At 64.3% G+C, this 17,025-nt stretch carries 17 protein-coding genes; 7 read left to right on the forward strand and 10 right to left on the reverse strand.

The features are described from left to right. Positions 1 to 14: 14 nt before the first annotated feature. Genes hemW through rph form a run of 4 tightly spaced genes read right to left on the reverse strand, consistent with a single transcriptional unit; the run spans position 15 to position 2,871 of the window. Positions 15 to 1,169 (reverse strand): radical SAM family heme chaperone HemW, encoded by a 1,155-nt coding sequence (hemW, locus tag TabM4_RS19465; protein ID WP_434616358.1) that lies wholly within the window; start codon positions 1,167 to 1,169, stop codon positions 15 to 17. 6 nt (positions 1,170 to 1,175) lie between these two features. Next, a complete protein-coding gene (locus TabM4_RS19470) occupies positions 1,176 to 1,550 on the reverse strand; it encodes a RidA family protein (protein ID WP_434616361.1) in 375 nt (124 codons plus the stop codon). After that, on the reverse strand, positions 1,547 to 2,158 hold the full coding sequence (rdgB, locus tag TabM4_RS19475) for an RdgB/HAM1 family non-canonical purine NTP pyrophosphatase (protein WP_434616364.1): 612 nt from the start codon (positions 2,156 to 2,158) through the stop codon (positions 1,547 to 1,549). Before rdgB ends, TabM4_RS19470 begins: the two co-directional genes overlap by 4 nt. After that, positions 2,155 to 2,871: a ribonuclease PH gene (gene rph / locus TabM4_RS19480; protein WP_434616367.1), complete on the reverse strand. Its 717-nt coding sequence runs from the start codon at positions 2,869 to 2,871 to the stop codon at positions 2,155 to 2,157. The genes rdgB and rph overlap by 4 nt, the downstream gene beginning before the upstream one ends. Positions 2,872 to 2,983: 112 nt before the next feature. Between rph and hrcA the strand changes: the two genes are divergently transcribed. Continuing rightward, positions 2,984 to 4,045, forward strand: a complete 1,062-nt coding sequence (hrcA, locus tag TabM4_RS19485; protein WP_434616370.1) for a heat-inducible transcriptional repressor HrcA — start codon at positions 2,984 to 2,986, stop codon at positions 4,043 to 4,045. Positions 4,046 to 4,061: 16 nt separating this feature from the next. Further along, positions 4,062 to 4,598, forward strand: coding sequence for a nucleotide exchange factor GrpE (locus TabM4_RS19490; protein ID WP_434616373.1), 537 nt, complete (start codon positions 4,062 to 4,064; stop codon positions 4,596 to 4,598). 70 nt (positions 4,599 to 4,668) lie between these two features. Here the strand turns inward: TabM4_RS19490 and mutS are convergent, their stop codons facing one another. Beyond that, positions 4,669 to 7,314, reverse strand: a complete 2,646-nt coding sequence (gene mutS, locus TabM4_RS19495) for a DNA mismatch repair protein MutS (RefSeq protein WP_434616376.1) — start codon at positions 7,312 to 7,314, stop codon at positions 4,669 to 4,671. Positions 7,315 to 7,376: 62 nt separating this feature from the next. Next, complete coding sequence (gene msrA / locus TabM4_RS19500) at positions 7,377 to 8,024, reverse strand: peptide-methionine (S)-S-oxide reductase MsrA (protein WP_434616379.1); 648 nt, start codon at positions 8,022 to 8,024, stop codon at positions 7,377 to 7,379. A gap of 141 nt (positions 8,025 to 8,165) precedes the next feature. Here msrA and TabM4_RS19505 point away from each other — a divergent pair, with 141 nt between their 5' ends. The 3 genes from TabM4_RS19505 (at position 8,166) to TabM4_RS19515 (ending at position 11,114) form a co-directional block, all read left to right on the forward strand. Continuing rightward, entirely contained in the window at positions 8,166 to 9,068 is a 903-nt protein-coding gene (locus TabM4_RS19505) for a D-amino acid aminotransferase (RefSeq protein ID WP_434616382.1), read from the forward strand. A gap of 56 nt (positions 9,069 to 9,124) precedes the next feature. Further along, positions 9,125 to 9,841 carry an HAD family hydrolase gene (locus tag TabM4_RS19510; protein WP_434616385.1) on the forward strand — a complete coding sequence of 239 codons (717 nt, stop codon included), beginning with the start codon at positions 9,125 to 9,127 and terminating at the stop codon, positions 9,839 to 9,841. A gap of 79 nt (positions 9,842 to 9,920) precedes the next feature. Next, positions 9,921 to 11,114, forward strand: a complete 1,194-nt coding sequence (locus tag TabM4_RS19515) for a phytanoyl-CoA dioxygenase family protein (RefSeq protein WP_434616388.1) — start codon at positions 9,921 to 9,923, stop codon at positions 11,112 to 11,114. Positions 11,115 to 11,165: 51 nt separating this feature from the next. Here the strand turns inward: TabM4_RS19515 and TabM4_RS19520 are convergent, their stop codons facing one another. Together TabM4_RS19520 and TabM4_RS19525 are read right to left on the reverse strand one after the other, a co-directional pair. Continuing rightward, positions 11,166 to 12,389: an argininosuccinate synthase gene (locus TabM4_RS19520; RefSeq protein ID WP_434616391.1), complete on the reverse strand. Its 1,224-nt coding sequence runs from the start codon at positions 12,387 to 12,389 to the stop codon at positions 11,166 to 11,168. Positions 12,390 to 12,516: 127 nt separating this feature from the next. Continuing rightward, on the reverse strand, positions 12,517 to 13,509 hold the full coding sequence (locus TabM4_RS19525) for a hypothetical protein (RefSeq protein ID WP_434616394.1): 993 nt from the start codon (positions 13,507 to 13,509) through the stop codon (positions 12,517 to 12,519). A gap of 130 nt (positions 13,510 to 13,639) precedes the next feature. On the opposite strand from TabM4_RS19525, the gene ilvA reads away from it, so the two are divergent. Then, the gene (gene ilvA, locus TabM4_RS19530; RefSeq protein ID WP_434616397.1) at positions 13,640 to 14,887 is read left to right on the forward strand and encodes a threonine ammonia-lyase IlvA; all 1,248 of its coding nucleotides are present in this window, start codon (positions 13,640 to 13,642) and stop codon (positions 14,885 to 14,887) included. On the opposite strand, the gene TabM4_RS19535 is transcribed toward ilvA, so the two are convergent. Further along, positions 14,884 to 15,183, reverse strand: coding sequence for an Hpt domain-containing protein (locus TabM4_RS19535; protein WP_434616400.1), 300 nt, complete (start codon positions 15,181 to 15,183; stop codon positions 14,884 to 14,886). The genes ilvA and TabM4_RS19535 overlap by 4 nt on opposite strands. A 173-nt stretch (positions 15,184 to 15,356) precedes the next feature. Between TabM4_RS19535 and TabM4_RS19540 the strand changes: the two genes are divergently transcribed. Further along, a complete protein-coding gene (locus tag TabM4_RS19540) occupies positions 15,357 to 16,559 on the forward strand; it encodes a PP2C family protein-serine/threonine phosphatase (protein ID WP_434616403.1) in 1,203 nt (400 codons plus the stop codon). Here the strand turns inward: TabM4_RS19540 and TabM4_RS19545 are convergent. Then, positions 16,549 to 16,995, reverse strand: coding sequence for an NUDIX domain-containing protein (locus TabM4_RS19545; RefSeq protein WP_434616406.1), 447 nt, complete (start codon positions 16,993 to 16,995; stop codon positions 16,549 to 16,551). The genes TabM4_RS19540 and TabM4_RS19545 overlap by 11 nt on opposite strands. Positions 16,996 to 17,025 lie beyond the last annotated feature (30 nt).

The raw sequence follows: 17,025 nt of genomic DNA on the forward strand, positions 1-17,025 counted from the left end.
CCACAGGAACCGCGTCACACCGCCAGCTCCCGCAATACACCGTTCAGCACAGCGCGTCCCTGCGGTGTCGCGATCAGGCGCCCGGAATCGTCTCTGACAAGGCCCAATTCGCTCAGATCGGCCACTTTCCCATCGTCCAGCGCCCGCCCCGCCAGCCGTTCATACCGCGCCACATCCATCCCCTCCGAAAGCCGCATGGACATCAGCAGATACTCCATCGCCTGATCCTCCAACGCCACAGCCTCCCGCGGCTCCTCCCCTGCCTTTCCCCGCTCAACCATCGCCAGCCAGGCACCCGGGGCTTTTGGCGCGACCGTGGCCCATCGCTCGCCCTCCAGCGTCAACCGGCCATGCGCTCCGGGTCCGATCCCGGCATAATCTCCCATCCGCCAGTAGATCAGGTTATGCCTGCTTTCCGCCCCCGACCGTGCATGGTTAGAAACCTCATAGGCCGGCATCCCATGCGCCGCGCAAACCTCCTGCGTCACCGCATACATGTCGGCCTGCACATCCTCATCGGGCAGCCCACGCAGCCCGCCCCGCGCAAATCGGTCGCCAAAGGCCGTGCCGTCCTCGATCGTCAGCTGATACATCGACAGATGATCCACCGCCATCGACAACGCCTCACCCAACTCCGCCCGCCATGCCTCCAGCGTCTGGTCCTGCCGCGCATAGATCAGGTCGAAACTCACCCGAGAGAAATTTTCCCTAGCAATATCAAACGCTTGCCGCGCCTCTGCCACCGAATGCAACCGCCCCAACCGCCGCAAATCGGCGTCGTTCAGCGCTTGAACCCCCATCGAAACCCGATTTACCCCTGCCTGAGCGAACCCGCGGAACCGCCCCGCCTCCACCGAGCCCGGATTGGCCTCCAGCGTGATCTCCGGATCGTTCACCATCGGCCAGGCCTTCCGCACGGCCTCCAGCACATCCGCCACCACCTCCGGCTCCATCAGCGACGGCGTGCCCCCGCCAAAGAACACCGTCTCCAGCACCCGCCCCGACGTCTCTGCAGAAACCCGCGCGATTTCCCGGACATAGGCATCCCGCCAGCGACGCTGGTCGATGCTCGCCGCCACATGGCTGTTGAAGTCGCAATAGGGGCATTTTGACTGGCAGAAGGGCCAGTGGATATAAAGACCAAACCCCCCGGCCCGCCAATCTTCCATCGCGCCTTACCCCTTGAAGGCCGTCACCTCGATCTCGACCTTCATCTCCGGCCGGATCAACCCAGCAATCACCATCGTCGCCGCGGGCCGGATCTCACCCAAAGCCTCGCCCAGAACTGGCACAAGCGCATCCACCAGCGCCGCATCCGTCACCGTGTACTGGACCCGCACGATGTCCTCCATCGTGAAGCCGCCCTGTTCCAGCACGCCCTTGATCGTCCGGAAACAGTTCCGCGCCTGATCCGCCACGCCCTCGGGCATCACCATCGTCGCGTAATCATAGCCCGTGACGCCCGAAACGAAACACCACCCGCCCTTCACGACAGCGCGGGAATAGCCCATCGTCGCCTCGAAGGGCGACCCCGTCGAAATCCGCTTCATGCGAAACACCCCGCGACCAGTTTCCGGAACGCATCGGCGCGATGGCTGATGCGGTTCTTCTCCCAACGATCCATCTCGCCGAAGGTCACGTCAAACCCTTCCGGCTGAAAGATCGGGTCATAGCCATGCCCCTGATCCCCCCGCATGGGCCAAACGACTTGCCCCGGCATCACGCCCTCGAACACCTCGTCATGCCCGTCAGGCCATGCCAGAACCAGCGTGCAGCGGAATTGCGCGGTGCGCGGATATGGCGCCGATACCGTTTCCAACTCGCGCCACGTCCGCTCCATCGCCATCACGAAATCCCGCCCCGTCGGCGTCTCCGCCCAATCGGCAGTATAGACCCCCGGCGCACCGCCCAGACCGTCCACCGTGATGCCCGAGTCATCCGCCAATGCGGGCAAACCCGAAGCCTTCGCCGCGAAATGCGCCTTGATCCGCGCATTACCGACGAACGTGTTCTCCGTCTCCGCAGGCTCGGCCAGCCCCAACTGCCCCGCACTGACGACATCGACGGAAAACGGCTCTAACAAGGCCGAAATCTCTTCCAACTTGCCCTTGTTATGCGTCGCGACGACCAGCCGCCCCCCGCCGAACTTCCGCATCACAGCCCCAGCGCCGCCTTCTGCGCCGCCACCAGCTGAGCGCATCCCGCCTCGGACAGGTCCAGCAATTGCCCCATCTCTTCGCGCGAAAAAGTCGCGCCCTCCGCGCTCATCTGCACCTCGATCAACCGCCCGCGCCCCGTCAGGATGAAATTCCCGTCCGTACCGGCCGTCGAATCCTCGGCGTAATCCAGATCCAGCACCGGCTGCCCCGCATAGACGCCACAGGACACCGCGGCGACATGGTCGATCATCGGATCGCTGACGATGACGCCCGCCTTCAGGAGCTTGTCCACCGCCATCTTCAACGCGACCCAGCCGCCGGTGATCGACGCACAGCGCGTCCCGCCATCCGCCTGGATCACATCGCAGTCGATCACGATCTGCCGCTCGCCCAGCGCCGACCGATCGACGCCAGCCCGCAAAGCCCGCCCGATCAGTCGCTGGATCTCCTGCGTTCGCCCCGACTGCTTGCCCGCCGCCGCCTCGCGCCGCGTCCGGCTGTTCGTGGCGCGCGGCAGCATTCCGTATTCCGCCGTCACCCAGCCCAGCCCGGTATTCTTCAGGAAGGGCGGCGCCTTGTCCTCGATCGTGGCCGAACACAGCACATGCGTCTCGCCCATCTTGATCAGACAGGACCCTTCCGCATGTTTCATCACGCCGACTTCGATTGAAACCGGCCGCATTTCGCTTAATTTCCTGCCAGAGGGGCGCATCGGATCATCCTTTTTGGGTTGCGGCCAGATATCCACCCCACCCCGCCCGATGCAACCCCGATTGACGCCCCGAACCGCGCGCCGATAATGGCGAACCGGCAAGGATCGACAGATGACAGACGGCTCAAAAATCCTGTCCGAAATGAACGACCGCTCGCGAGAGGTTTTTCGCCGCGTCGTCGAAGGCTACCTCGCCTCCGGCGACCCCGTCGGCTCCCGCACCCTGACGCGGTCGATGTCGGAAAAACTCTCTGCCGCGACGATCCGCAACGTCATGCAGGATCTCGAATTCCTCGGCCTGCTCGACAGCCCCCACATCTCCGCAGGCCGCATCCCCACGCAACTGGGCCTGCGCATGTTCGTCGACAGCCTGCTGGAAGTCGGCACCGTGGCCGAGGAAGACCGCGAACGCATCGACGCGACCCTTGGCAGCAACGATCAGGACGTGACCAGCCTCCTCGACCATATCGGCGCAGCCCTTTCCGGCATCACGCGCGGCGCGTCGCTGGTGCTGGCACCCAAGGTGGAAGCGCCGATCCGCCACATCGAATTCGTCTCCCTCTCGCAGGACCGCGCTCTCGTTGTCCTCGTCTTCGCCAACGGCCATGTCGAAAACCGCATCTTCACGCCCCCGCCGGGGCAAACCCCGTCCTCCATGCGCGAAGCCGCGAATTTCCTGAACGCGCTGGCCGAAGGCAAAACCCTCACCGAACTCCGGCGCTCCATGACCGCCGAAATCGCAAAGCGGCGGCAAGAGATCGACTCCCTCGCCCGCGACCTCGTCGAATCCGGCCTCGCCGTCTGGGAAAATCCCGGCGAAACCTCCGAACGCCTCATCGTCCGCGGCCGCTCCAACCTGCTTGAAGAGGAATCGACCGACCTCGACCGCATCCGCACCCTGTTCGACGACCTCGAACGCAAGCGTGACATCGCCGATTTCCTCGAACTCGCCGAAACCGGCGAAGGTGTGCGCATTTTTATCGGCTCGGAAAACAAGCTCTTCTCACTTTCCGGTTCAAGTCTCGTCGTTTCTCCCTATATGAACGCAGATCGAAAAATCATCGGCGCTGTCGGCGTCATCGGCCCGACCCGGCTGAACTATGGCCGGATCGTTCCGATCGTGGATTACACGGCGCAACTCGTCGGACGGTTGGTGTCCGAACGGGGCAAGTGAAGAAGGCAGTTAGAAAATGGCAGACGACAAGACGGTTCCCGAAGACTTCGCCATCGAGGAGGGTCTGGAAGACCTCGCCGCACTGGATGAGATCGAGGCGCTGAAGGCCGAGCGTGACGAATTCCGCGACCGCTTCATGCGCGCCTTGGCTGACGCCGAAAACACCCGCAAGCGCGGCGAGCGCGACCGGCGTGAGGCGGAGCAATACGGCAGCACCCGCCTCGCCCGCGACCTGCTTCCCGTTTTCGACAACCTCAACCGCGCCCTGAACGCCGCGACCGACGAACAGAAGGCCGCCGCCGCGGCCCTGTTCGAAGGCGTGCAACTCACCCTGCGCGAACTGACCAACGTGATGACCCGCCACGGCGTGAAACCCATCACCCCCAAGGTCGGTGACCAGTTCGACCCCCAGAACCACGAAGCCATGTTCGAAGCGCCCGTTCCGGGCACCAAGGCCGGCCAGATCATTCAGGTGATGACCGAGGGCTTCATGCTCCACGACCGTCTGCTGCGCCCCGCGCAGGTGGGCGTATCTTCCAACACCGGCGCCTGATGTCTTCTGCGGGACCGGGGGTTTCACACCCCCGGACCCCCGTGGGGTATTTGGACCGAAACGAAGCAGCTTAGTGCTTCAACAAGTCCTTGAGTTCATAAACAAAGCGCAGCGCCTCCATCGGCGTCATCTCGTCCGGATGCGCGTCCTTCAACCGCGCCTCGACTGCCGATTCCTTTGCCACGACACGCGGGGCAGGGGGCGCCGCAGGGGCCACGCTGAACAAAGGCAGATCGTCGATCAGCGCCTTGGGCCGCGCGCCGCCCTGCCGTTCGCCTGACTCCAGCGCCTCCAGAACCACCTTCGCCCGGTCCACCACCGCCGCAGGCAGCCCCGCCAGACGCGCCACCTGCACACCATAGGACCGATCCGCCGCCCCCTTCCGCACCTCGTGCAGGAAGATGACCTCGCCTTCCCATTCCTTCACCGTGACGGTCGCATTCTCCACCCCGTCCAGCTTCCCCGCCAGCGCTGTCATCTCATGGTAATGCGTGGCGAACAGCGCGCGGCAGCGGTTCACCCCGTGCAGATGCTCCATCGTCGCCCAGGCGATGGATAGCCCGTCATAGGTTGCCGTCCCCCGCCCGATCTCGTCCAGAATGACCAGTGCCCGATCATCCGCCTGATTCAGGATCGCCGCCGTCTCGACCATCTCCACCATGAAGGTGGACCGCCCCCGCGCCAGATCATCCGCAGCGCCCACACGGCTGAAAAGTTGCGACACCACCCCGACATGCGCCCGTGAGGCAGGCACGAAACTCCCCGCCTGCGCCAGCAGCGCGATCAGCGCATTCTGCCGCAGGAACGTGGACTTACCCGCCATATTCGGCCCCGTCAGCAGCCAGATCGCAGGCGTCTCCCCCTCGGTCAGCGCACAGTCATTGGCAACGAACGGCCCCGCCCCCTGCCGCCGCAAGGCACGCTCCACCACCGGATGCCGACCACCTTCCACCACGAACGCGCGGCTCTCATCCACCACAGGCTCCGCCCAGCCCTCCTCCGCCGCCAGATCCGCCCAAGCGCAGGACAGATCTACCTCCGCCAAGGCCCGCGCCGCCGCCCCAACCGGCCCCGCCTCTGCCAGCACCGCCTGACGCAGCGCCTCGAAATGCCGCTTCTCGATCTCCAGCGCGTGGTTCCCCGCGTTCAGGATGCGCGTCTCCATCTCGGACAGTTCCACGGTCGTGAACCGCACCTGCCCCGCCGTCGTTTGCCGATGGATGAACTTCTCCGACAAAGGCGGCGAAAGCATCCGCTCCGCATGGGTCGAGGTCGTCTCGATGAAATAGCCCAGCACGTTGTTGTGCTTGATCTTCAGGCTCTGGATTCCCGTCTCGGCGATGAAATCCGCCTGCATACCGGCGATCACCCCGCGCCCTTCATCCCGCAGCCGCCGCGCTTGATCCAATTCGGCATCATGCCCCGCCGCGATGAACCCCCCGTCCCGCGCCAGAAGCGGAGGTTCCGCCACCAAGGCCCGCTCCAGCAACCCTACCAGCGCCTCATGCCCGACCAGCGCGCGCCCCGCCTCCTCCAGCAGCACGGGCGCGCCCTCCAACCGCGCCGCTACCGAAACCGCCTGCGTCAACCCCGCCCGGATAGCGGCAAGGTCACGCGGCCCGCCCCGCTCCAAAGCCAGCCGCGACAGCGCGCGGTCCATGTCCGGAACGCGCCGCAGCGCATCGCGCAATTCCGCCCGCAACAGGCCCTGTTCCAGCAGAAACCGCACCGATTCCAGCCGCGCATGGATCACCGACAGGTCCCGCGACGGCGACGAAATCCGCCGCTCCAACAGCCGCGCACCCGCAGCCGTCACCGTCCGGTCCACTGCCGCCAGCAACGAACCCTCGCGCCCGCCACTCAAAGCCTGCGTCAGTTCCAGATTGCGCCGCGTTGCCGCGTCAATCTGCATTGCCCCGCCCGCCGCCTCTTTCACCGGCGGACGCAGCAGCGGCAACTTCCCCCGTTGCGTCAGGTCCAGATAATCGACCAGCGCCCCCATCGCCGAAAGTTCCGCCCGATCGAACCGCCCGAACCCCTCCAGCGTCCCCACATCGAACAGCGCACACAGCCGCTTTTCGGCGGAAACGGAGTCAAAAGACCCCCGCGCCAACCGCGTAAGCGACGCGCCGGATTCAGTCACTAACGCAGCCCAATCCGCCTCACGCGACTCGCTCACCAGCACCTCGCGCGGGGCCAGCCGTGCCAGTTCCGGCCCCAACCGCGCGGGCGCGCAGGGCATCACCCGCAACTCGCCGGTGGAGATATCGGCCCAGGCCAATGCTGCCTCGTCCCGCACTTCCGCAAAGGCGCATAGAAAGTTGTGCCGCCGCGCCTCCAGCAGCGCGTCCTCGGTCAGCGTGCCGGGCGTCACCAGCCGCACCACATCCCGCCGCACCACCGCCTTTGACCCGCGCTTCTTTGCCTCGGCCGGGTCTTCCAACTGCTCAGCAATCGCCACGCGAAACCCCTTGCGGATCAGCGTCAGCAGATAGCCCTCTGCCGCATGCACAGGCACCCCGCACATCGCAATCGGCTCACCCAGATGAAACCCCCGCTTCGTCAGCGCGATATCCAATGCCTCCGCCGCCGCGACCGCATCGTCGAAGAACATCTCGTAGAAATCGCCCATCCGATAGAACAGCAGCGCACCCGGATTCTGCGCCTTGATCTCCAGATACTGCGCCATCATCGGCGTCACGCTGTCGTCGGTCATCGGTCCCCCACTTCCCTGGGAAACCCTACAAAAGCGCCTGACCGCGCGAAAGGCCCCGCCCGCTATTTCGCGAAGGCCGCTTGATCACCCCATACCGCCCGCACCCGCGCATCCCGCCCGCAGGCCTCGCGATAGAACGCATAGGCATTGCGCTTCTGCTTCGGCCCCGCACGCGTCAGCACGATATCCCGGCTCTTGTAGTAATCCTGATGGTATTCCTCGGCCTCATAGAACGGTCCCGCCGCCAGAATCGGCGTCACCACGGGTGCGCCCAAGGCCTGCGAAGCCTCGGCCAGCGCGGCCTCGGCAGCGGCCTTTTCCGCTGCGTTAGAGACGAAAATAGCCGTCCGATAACTGTCTCCCCGGTCGCAGAACTGCCCCCCGGCATCCAACGGATCGACAGATCGCAAAAACAGGCGCAAGACCTGATCATAGCTGATCTTCGTCGTATCGAAGGTGATCTCCACCGCCTCGTAATGCCCGGTCCCGCCCGCCACCACCTGTTTGTAGGTCGGGTTCTCCACCGTCCCGCCGGTAAAGCCCGATACGACCGAAACCACCCCCGGCACCTTTTCGAAATCCGCCTCCACGCACCAGAAACATCCCCCGGCGACCACCGCCTTCCCCGTGGCGGCATGGCTTGCCGCACCAAGCACGGCGGAAAGAAAGACGGTGACGATCACGGCGGTGATGGTGAACAGGCGATGCATCGGCAAAACTCCTTTGCCCCACCCTCTCCCTCAATCCGGGCCCGGCACAACTCACCGCCGCGTGACCTCACGCACAGGTGACGCGCCCCCTTTCCCTTCCCGAGGCCCCCCACTAACCTCGCCCCAAACCAAGGGGCCACCATGACCGACCACGTCTCCACCCATGCCGCGGAAGAAGACATCCGCAACGAAAGCATCCTGATCTACGTAAACGGGCGCATCGTCCCGAAAAATCAGGCCTTCGTCTCGGTTTACGACTCGGGCTTCATGCTGGGCGACGGGGTCTGGGAAGGCATCCGCCTCTATGACGGGAAATGGGCCTTCATCTCCGAACACATGAACCGGCTCTATGAGGCGGCAAAGGCCATCGACCTCGACATCGGCTTGACCCCGGAACAGATGATTTCTGCCGTGTTAGAGACGCAAAAGGCCAACGGCATGCATACCGATGCCCATTGCCGCCTGATGGTGACACGGGGGGTGAAGACCCGCCCCTTCCAGAACCCCCGCCTGTCGCAGCAGGGGCCGACGGTCGCGATCATCATGGAACACTCGAAACCAAAGATCCCGCGCCCCATCACCCTTGCCACCGTTCCCCACCTGCGCGGCCTGCCCATGACGCAGGACCCGAAACTCAACAGCCATTCCAAACTGAACTGCATCCTCGCCTGTATCGCCGCCCAAAAGGCCGGCGCGGACGAGGCGCTGATGCTCGACGTCCACGGCTTCGTGAACACGACGAACGCCTGCAATTTCTTCATCGTCCGCAAAGGCGAAGTTTGGACCTCTACCGGCGACTACTGCATGAACGGCATCACGCGGCAAAAGGTGATCGACCTCTGCCGCGAAAACGGCATCCCGGTCTTTGAACGCAACTTCTCCCTCGTCGATACCTATGGCGCGGACGAGGCCTTCCTGACCGGCACCTTCGGCGCGCAAACACCCGTGGGCATGATCGACGGTCGCCAGATCGGCACGGGCCAGATGGGACCGATGACCGAAAGACTGCGCGGCCTTTACAAGGCGTTGATCGCCCGTTCGTAGCGTATGCACAGATTGCGGTACAGTTTGCGGCACAACATCCGGCACGGGGAAAACAGATGAAAATCGCGATGTGGTCCGGCCCCCGGAACCTTTCCACCGCCATGATGTATGCCTTCGCCGCGCGGGGCGATTGCGCCGTCTGGGATGAACCCTTCTACGCCGCCTATCTGGCCGCCACGGGCATCGACCACCCCATGCGGGATGCGATCATCGCGTCCCATGACCCTGATCCCTCATCGGTTGCCGCTGCCTGCACGGGCGACATTCCTGACGGAAAATCAATCCATTACCAGAAACACATGACGCTCCACATGATCCCGGAATTCGACCGGGGCTTCATGCGCGCCCTTACCAACGTCTTCCTCATCCGCCACCCCGCCCGCGTCGTCGCCAGCTATAGCCAGAAACGCGAAGCCCCAACCCTCGCCGATATCGGATTCGTCCAACAGGCTGAGCTCTTCGACGAAGTTGCGGGTTGGATGGGCCGCGCTCCCTTCGTGATCGACAGCGCCGATATCCGCGCCAACCCATTGGAATCGCTGACAAAACTCTGCGACGCTCTTGGCATCCCCTTCACCGAAAACATGCTCCACTGGCCCGCCGGACCCAAACCCTATGACGGTGTCTGGGCCCCGCATTGGTACAACGCCGTCCACGCCTCCACCGGCTTCGGCGAGGCAGAGGGCCCGCTTCCCACCCTTCCCGCCGAATATGCGCCCCTCGTGGAACAGGCCCTTCCGCATTATCAAAGGCTTGCGCGGTTCAAACTCTGACGGAACATCGTCAAGCCACCCCTTGCCCCGGCCCGACCGCAGGCGCAAACTCCCCTTAACCAGCATCGGGGAGGATGCCATGCTCAACCATTCCACCGCCGCCACCCGTGCGGCCCGCGTCTACCTTCGGGCCGAGGATTGCCGCCTGCAGGATCTTGCAAACCTCTGTTCTCAAACGGTTTCCCTGTCGGACTACCCCTTTGCGGCGGATGTGCGGAGGAACATCCTGATCTATGACTGCCCCACCCTTCTTCCTGCGCTGGCCGATCCCGCCGACCGCCGCGCCCTGATGGCCGAATGGGCCGAGGCGATGCTCACAGGCCCCGGCGTCGTGGTCCTGAAAGGCGCCGAACCCGACCTTGCGATGATCGATGAGGCCAGCACGATCTTCTGGCGGCTGATCGAAGAACAGAACCGCGCAGGCACCGGGGGCGGCGATCATTTCGCTAAGCCGGGGGCGAATGACCGTCTCTGGAATTCCTTGGAAAAACATTGCCTTGCCGATCCGGTCAACTTCGCCCGCTACTACGCCAATCCCTTCCTCGCCGCGATATCAGAGGCATGGCTCGGCCCCCATTACCAGATCACCGCACAACTCAACGTTGTAAATCCGGGCGGCGCGGCGCAGTCGCCGCATCGGGACTATCACCTTGGCTTTCAATCGGCGGCGCAGATCGAACGCTATCCCCGCCATGTCCAACTCCTCTCGCCGGTCCTGACGCTGCAAGGTGCCATCGCCCATGTCGATGCCACCATCGAAACCGGCCCCACCCAACTCCTGCCCTTCTCCCAAGCCTACGATGCTGGATATCTGGCGATGAACCGGCCCGATTTCCGTGCCTATTTCATTGAAAACCATGTGCAATTGCCGCTGGCCAAGGGCGACATGCTGTTCTTCTCCCCCGCACTCCTGCACGCCGCAGGCACCAACCGCAGCGCCGACATCCGCCGTATGGTCAACCTATTCCAGGTCTCTTCCCCCTATGGCCGCGCGATGGAAACGGTAGATCGCACCCGCATGGTCAAGGCGCTCTATCCCGTTCTGCGGGCTGCGAAAAAGGACGGCACCCTCACGGAGTCCCAGATCGCCAACGCCATCGCCGCCTCTGCCGAAGGCTACAGCTTCCCCACCAACCTCGATCGAGACCCGCCCTTGGGTGGCATGGCCCCCAAGACGCAGGCCGCGCTTGTGACCGAGGCGCTGGAAGGTGACTGGGATGCCGAACAACTCGCCACCGCGCTGGATGAACAGGCCGCAAGGAAGCTGGCCTGAAGTGAAAAGGGCGGGCCAAAGCCCGCCCGATTTCAATATGTTAGCAGCAGATCACTTCACCCGCGCATTCCGCGTGGCGATCAGCTTCAACCGCAGCGCGTTCAGACGGATGAACCCTTCGGCATCCTTCTGGTCATAGGCGCCGGCATCCTCTTCAAAGGTCACGTGCTTTTCGGAATACAGCGAATGGTCCGACCACCGCGCCACGGTCCGGGCCGATCCCTTGTACAGCTTCACCCGCACCGTCCCAGTCACATGTTCCTGCGTCTTGTCGATCAGGGCCTGAAGCGCCTCGCGCTCGGGGCTGAACCAGAAGCCGTTATAGATCAACTCCGCATAGCGCGGCATGATCGAATCCTTCAGATGGCCCGCACCCGAATCCAGCGTGATCTGTTCGATCCCGCGATGCGCCTCCAGCAGGATCGTCCCGCCGGGGGTTTCATACAGGCCGCGCGACTTCATCCCGACAAAACGGTTCTCGACAAGGTCCAGCAGGCCCACGCCATGCCGCCCGCCCATCTCGTTCAGCCGGGTCAGGATGGTGGCGGGCGAAAGCCGCTCGCCATTGATCGCCACGGCATCGCCGCGCTCGAAGGAAATCTCAACGAATTCAGGCTGATCGGGCGCTTTCTCCACCGGCACCACGCGCTGATACACGAATTCCGGCGCTTCCTCTGCCGGGTTCTCCAGCACCTTCCCCTCCGACGAGGTATGCAGCAGGTTCGCATCCACCGAAAACGGCGCCTCGCCCCGCTTGTCCTTCGCGATCGGGATCTGGTTGGCTTCCGCAAATTCCAAAAGCTTGGTGCGCGAGGTCAGATCCCACAGCCGCCACGGCGCAATCACCTTGATCGACGGATCCAGCGCCGCCACGCCCAGTTCGAACCGGACCTGGTCATTGCCCTTGCCGGTCGCCCCATGCGCCACGGCATCGGCGCCGGTTTCCTGCGCGATCCGCACCAGTTCCTTGGAAATCAGCGGCCGCGCGATGGAGGTGCCCAGCAGATACAGCCCCTCATAAACCGCATTCGCCCGGAACATCGGGAAGACGAAGTCGCGCACGAACTCCTCGCGCACATCCACGATGTGGATGTTCTCCGCCTTGATCCCCATCAGAAGCGCCTTCTGCCGCGCCGGTTCCAGCTCTTCGCCCTGCCCCAGATCGGCGGTAAAGGTCACCACCTCGCAGCCATATTCCGTCTGCAACCATTTCAGGATGATCGAGGTATCCAGACCGCCCGAATAGGCGAGAACGACTTTCTTCGGCTTGAACATGGCGGCCCCATTTTCCCAAGGTTTATTGGCGCGCGGTGTATAGGGTCTTGCCCCGCGCGGCAAGGGTGGCCCCGAATGCAAAAGGGCGGCCCAAGGCCGCCCCTCCACGTTCCGCCGGCGGTCCGCGTCAGGAACCGGACGCCGCCGCGATCCGCTCCAACTCTGCCGCGCTGAACCGATCCCGCAGCGATTGCAGCAGCGCCTCTTCCTCTTCCGTCATCCCGTCGGTGGAATCCGGGTTCTTGTTCCACAACGCCAGAACCGCCGCTTCCGCATCGGTCACAGCTTCAGCCGCCGCGACCTCATCCTCGTCGGGCGCCTCACCCTCGGGCGGTGCGGCCAGCAGGTCCTCAAGCTCGGCAATTGCCACGAAACCGGGGTCTTCCGGCGCCGGTCCGGGATTCAGGGCCTCGGCATTGTCCGGATCATCGACCAGCGCCTGCTGATAGGCCGCGTCCAACTCGGTCCAATCGGCCAGAAGATCGGGATAATCCGCCTGCGCCTGCTTGGCATCCAGATAATCCTGCACCGTACGGTAATCCTCGCCCAGCGCGGCGGTCACATCCGCCTCATAGCGCTCCCAGACTTCCGCCCGCTCCAGCACCTCTTCCGCATCCAGATCGCCCAGTTGCGCATCCGCCGCCATCAGTGCGGCCAATGTCCCCACAGGCCCGTTGGTATTGCCGTTGCGGATATGGGCCAGCACGGCATTGATGTTCGCATTCATCGCGCCATTCATGTTGCCAAGTTCATGGGCAGCCAAATCGGTCCCCTCACTCGACGCAGCCTTCGGCTTCGCGGGCTTTCCGGCGGCCGCCTGCTGCGAGCCGCTGGAACCCCCGTTTCCGTTCGACCGCGCGCCAGAAGACTTCTCGCCCCCCTTGCCGCCCGAGGATGAGGAAGACGAGTCGCTGCTCTTGCCGCCACTGCCACCGCCACCCCCGTTTCCACCCCCATTGCCGCCGCCACCGCCATTTCCACCACCGCCGCCGCCACCATTGCCATTGCCATTTCCGGCATAGGCCCCATCTGCCCCGATCAAGGTCGAAACCGGCGCAAGCGGGCCAAGCAAAAGCGTCGTGATACCCAGAACAGTCACGATCTTCTTGGGATGGAACATGTCCCCCTCCTCGCTTAAGAACTCTGCCCGACAGCCTTCCCGCCGGGATATGGCAATTCCGTGGCAGCATTAAGGAATGCGAATGCATCACGGGCACGCAAAATGGTAATCATTGGGGGAATCCCGCAGAATGACCGATTTCTCCAAGCGATCCCTTGCCGCCACGCTTGCGCTGCGTGAACTCTTTCCCGAAACGCCCCTGCAGCGGAACGAACACCTCTCGCAGCGCTACGATGCCGAGATCTGGCTGAAACGCGAAGATCTCACTCCGGTAAGAAGCTACAAGATCCGCGGCGCCTTCACCGCCATGCGCAAGGTGCTGGACCAGACACCCGACCGCCGCAGTTTCGTCTGCGCCAGCGCCGGGAATCATGCGCAGGGCGTGGCCTTCGCCTGCCGCCATTTCGGTGTGCAGGGCACGATCTTCATGCCCGTCACCACGCCCCAGCAGAAGATCGACAAAACCCGCGCCTTCGGGGGCGAAAATGTCCGCATCGTCCTGACCGGCGACTATTTCGACCAGACCCTCGCCGCCGCGCAGTCCTTTTGCAGCGAACAGGGCGCGCATTTCCTCTCGCCCTTCGATGATGCCGACGTGATCCTCGGCCAATCCTCCGTGGGCGTCGAGATGCTGGAACAACTCGGCCGCGCGCCCGATCTGGTGATCCTGCCCGTGGGGGGTGGCGGCCTCGCCTCCGGCGTCACCGCCTATCTGCGCGAAACCGCGCCCACCACGGATTACCGCTTCGTCGAACCCTTGGGCGGGGCAAGCCTGATGGCCGCCCTCCGTGCCGGGGAACCCAGCAAACTCCCCCGCGTCAACAGTTTCGTCGATGGGGCCGCCGTCGCCCGCCTTGGCGACCGCACCTTCGCGCACCTGAACTGGATCGACACCTCCAACGTCCTCCTCGCCCCCGAAGACCGCATCTGCGTCACCATGCTGGAGATGCTGAATGTCGAAGGCATCGTTCTTGAACCCGCAGGCGCGCTTTCCGTCGATGTCCTGCCGGAACTGGCGGAAGAGATCCGGGGCAAGGTCGTCGTCTGCGTCACCTCCGGCGGCAACTTCGATTTCGAACGCCTGCCCGAGGTGAAGGAACGCGCCCAGCGCTATTCGGGCGTGAAGAAGTACTTCATCCTGCGCATGCCCCAGCGTCCCGGCGCCCTGCGCGAATTCCTCGGCATGCTCGGCCCCGATGACGATATCGCGCGTTTCGAATACCTCAAGAAATCCGCGCGCAACTTCGGCTCCGTCCTGATCGGCATCGAAACCCGCAGGCCGGAAAACTTCCGCGACCTCTTTGCCAAGCTTGACGATGCCGCCTTCGCCTATCGCGACATCACCAATGACGAGGTCCTGTCGGAATTCCTTATCTAGGCCAGCGCGGGCAGCGCCGCACAGGACCGCCGATACAGATCGGCCAGAGCGGCGGGGTCGACCGCCGCCCCCTGCTCGCCCCGCCTGCACATATCGGCCAGATCATCCATCCCAAGCGTCAGCGCGGTTCCCTTCAGGAAGTGCAGATCCGCCTCGATCGACTCGGGAATGGATGGCGCGGCCAGCCGTGCCACCACCTCGTCGCTTTCCTTCAGGAACATCTCCAGCACCTCCTCGAATCCGTCCTCGCCGATCTCCGCGCGCAAGGCGGCAAGCCGTTCCGCATTCACCAGCATGTCACCACACGAACCTCGTTTCACACAGGCCCGATCTTCGCCCGCGATCCTGAATCACGGGTGAACGAAGGCCGCCGCAACCGCGCCGAAATATCCCGCATTTTCGATTTTGACCGCCGGTTAACCCACGCGCCCTATCCTGCCGGCGGGTGTTTCATCGGGGGAAGGGTGGCGTGCTTCAATCCGCGCAGAACAGGCGAATCCTCGTCGCGGATGACAGCAGGGCACAGCGGCAGATGCTGGCCCTGCAACTGTCCCGCTGGGGCTATGACGTGTCAGAGGCCGGCTCCGGGCAGGCCGCGCTTGCCCTCGCGCGTGAGCATGAATTCGACATGGTCCTCAGCGATTGGGTCATGCCCGGGATGTCTGGCCCGGATTTCTGCCGCGCCTTCCGCGCGCTGCCCCGCGAAAACTACGGCTATTTCGTACTAGTAAGTGCGAAATCGGGAAAATCCGCCGTGGCCGACGGCCTCGCCAGCGGGGCCGACGATTTCCTCACCAAACCCATCGACCCCGCCGAACTGCAGGCCCGCCTCCATGCCGGGGAACGCATCCTGCGGATGCAGGCCGAACTGCGCCGCCGCAACAGCGATCTGCAACGCCTCTACGGCGCCCTCCAGCGCGATCTGGCCGAGGCGCGGCGTCTGCAACTCTCGCTCTTGCCCGAACCTGTGATCCGCCTTGGTGCGGGCGAGGCGACCTTCCTGATGCAACCCTCCGGCCACCTCGGCGGCGATCTCGTCGGCTGGTTCCCCCTCACGCCGGACCGCATCGCCCTCTATTCCATCGATGTCTCGGGTCATGGCGTCGCCGCCGCCCTCATGGCCGCCCGCCTTGCCGCCCTGCTCTCGGGCCGGTCGCCCGAACAGAACATCGCCTTTCAGGAAGGCCGACCCCTCACCGCCCAACAGGTGGTGGACCGGCTCAACCGTCTGCTCTGCGCCGATCAGCAGGGCGATCTCTACCTCACCATGGTCTATGCCGACGTTTCGCTTGCCGATGGGCTTGTATCCCTCGTGCAGGCGGGCCATCCCCATCCCCTGCACCTCACGCATGACCGCTGCCCCCGCCAGATAGGGCAAGGCGGTTTTCCCGTCGGCCTGATCCCCGACGCTAGCTATGCCGCGATCAATCTCCGCCTTCATCCCGGCGACAGGCTCATTATCCCCTCTGACGGCGTCACCGAATGCCCCGGTCCCGCTGGCGAGCTTGGCGACCACGGCCTTGCCGCACTCATCCGGCATAGCGCCGCCCTGCGCGGCACCGTCCTGCGCGATGCGCTGCTGGCGGGCCTCTCCCGCCATGCCGGAACCGTGGATTTCCCCGACGACATCTCTGCCGTCGTCTTCGATTACCGCCCCGCGCTCAGCGCCTGATCCCCAGCAACCGCCCCAGCATCGCCCGGTCCCCCTCACCGCCCAGCAGGTCCAGCCCCGCTTCGGCGGGCATCCACACCGCGCTGTGCCCCGCCTCGCTCGGCGGTCCCAACCGCCGCACTGGCCGCGCCAGATAGACGGTGCAAAGCTTCTCGGCCCACATGTCGTATTCCGGCATATAGGTGAACCGCCGATAGGCCCCCAACCGCCGCTCCACCGCGACACGCCACCCCGTCTCCTCGAACACTTCCCGATGCAGCGCCGCCACCGGATGCTCGCCGGGGTCGATCCCGCCACCAGGAAGCTGATACTCCGGCACTGGCTCCGCCTGATGCGTCGCCAGCAGATGCCCCCCGTCCAGCAGGATCGCATAGACCCCCGGCCTGCGTTTGTACCGTTGACCTTGCTTCAACGGCTCCCCATATCGACGGATCATCTTTCCGGCCTCACAGTTGCCCAACCCATA

Origin of the sequence: Tabrizicola sp. M-4, from assembly GCF_051132405.1 — a bacterium.
GTDB lineage: Bacteria > Pseudomonadota > Alphaproteobacteria > Rhodobacterales > Rhodobacteraceae > Paragemmobacter.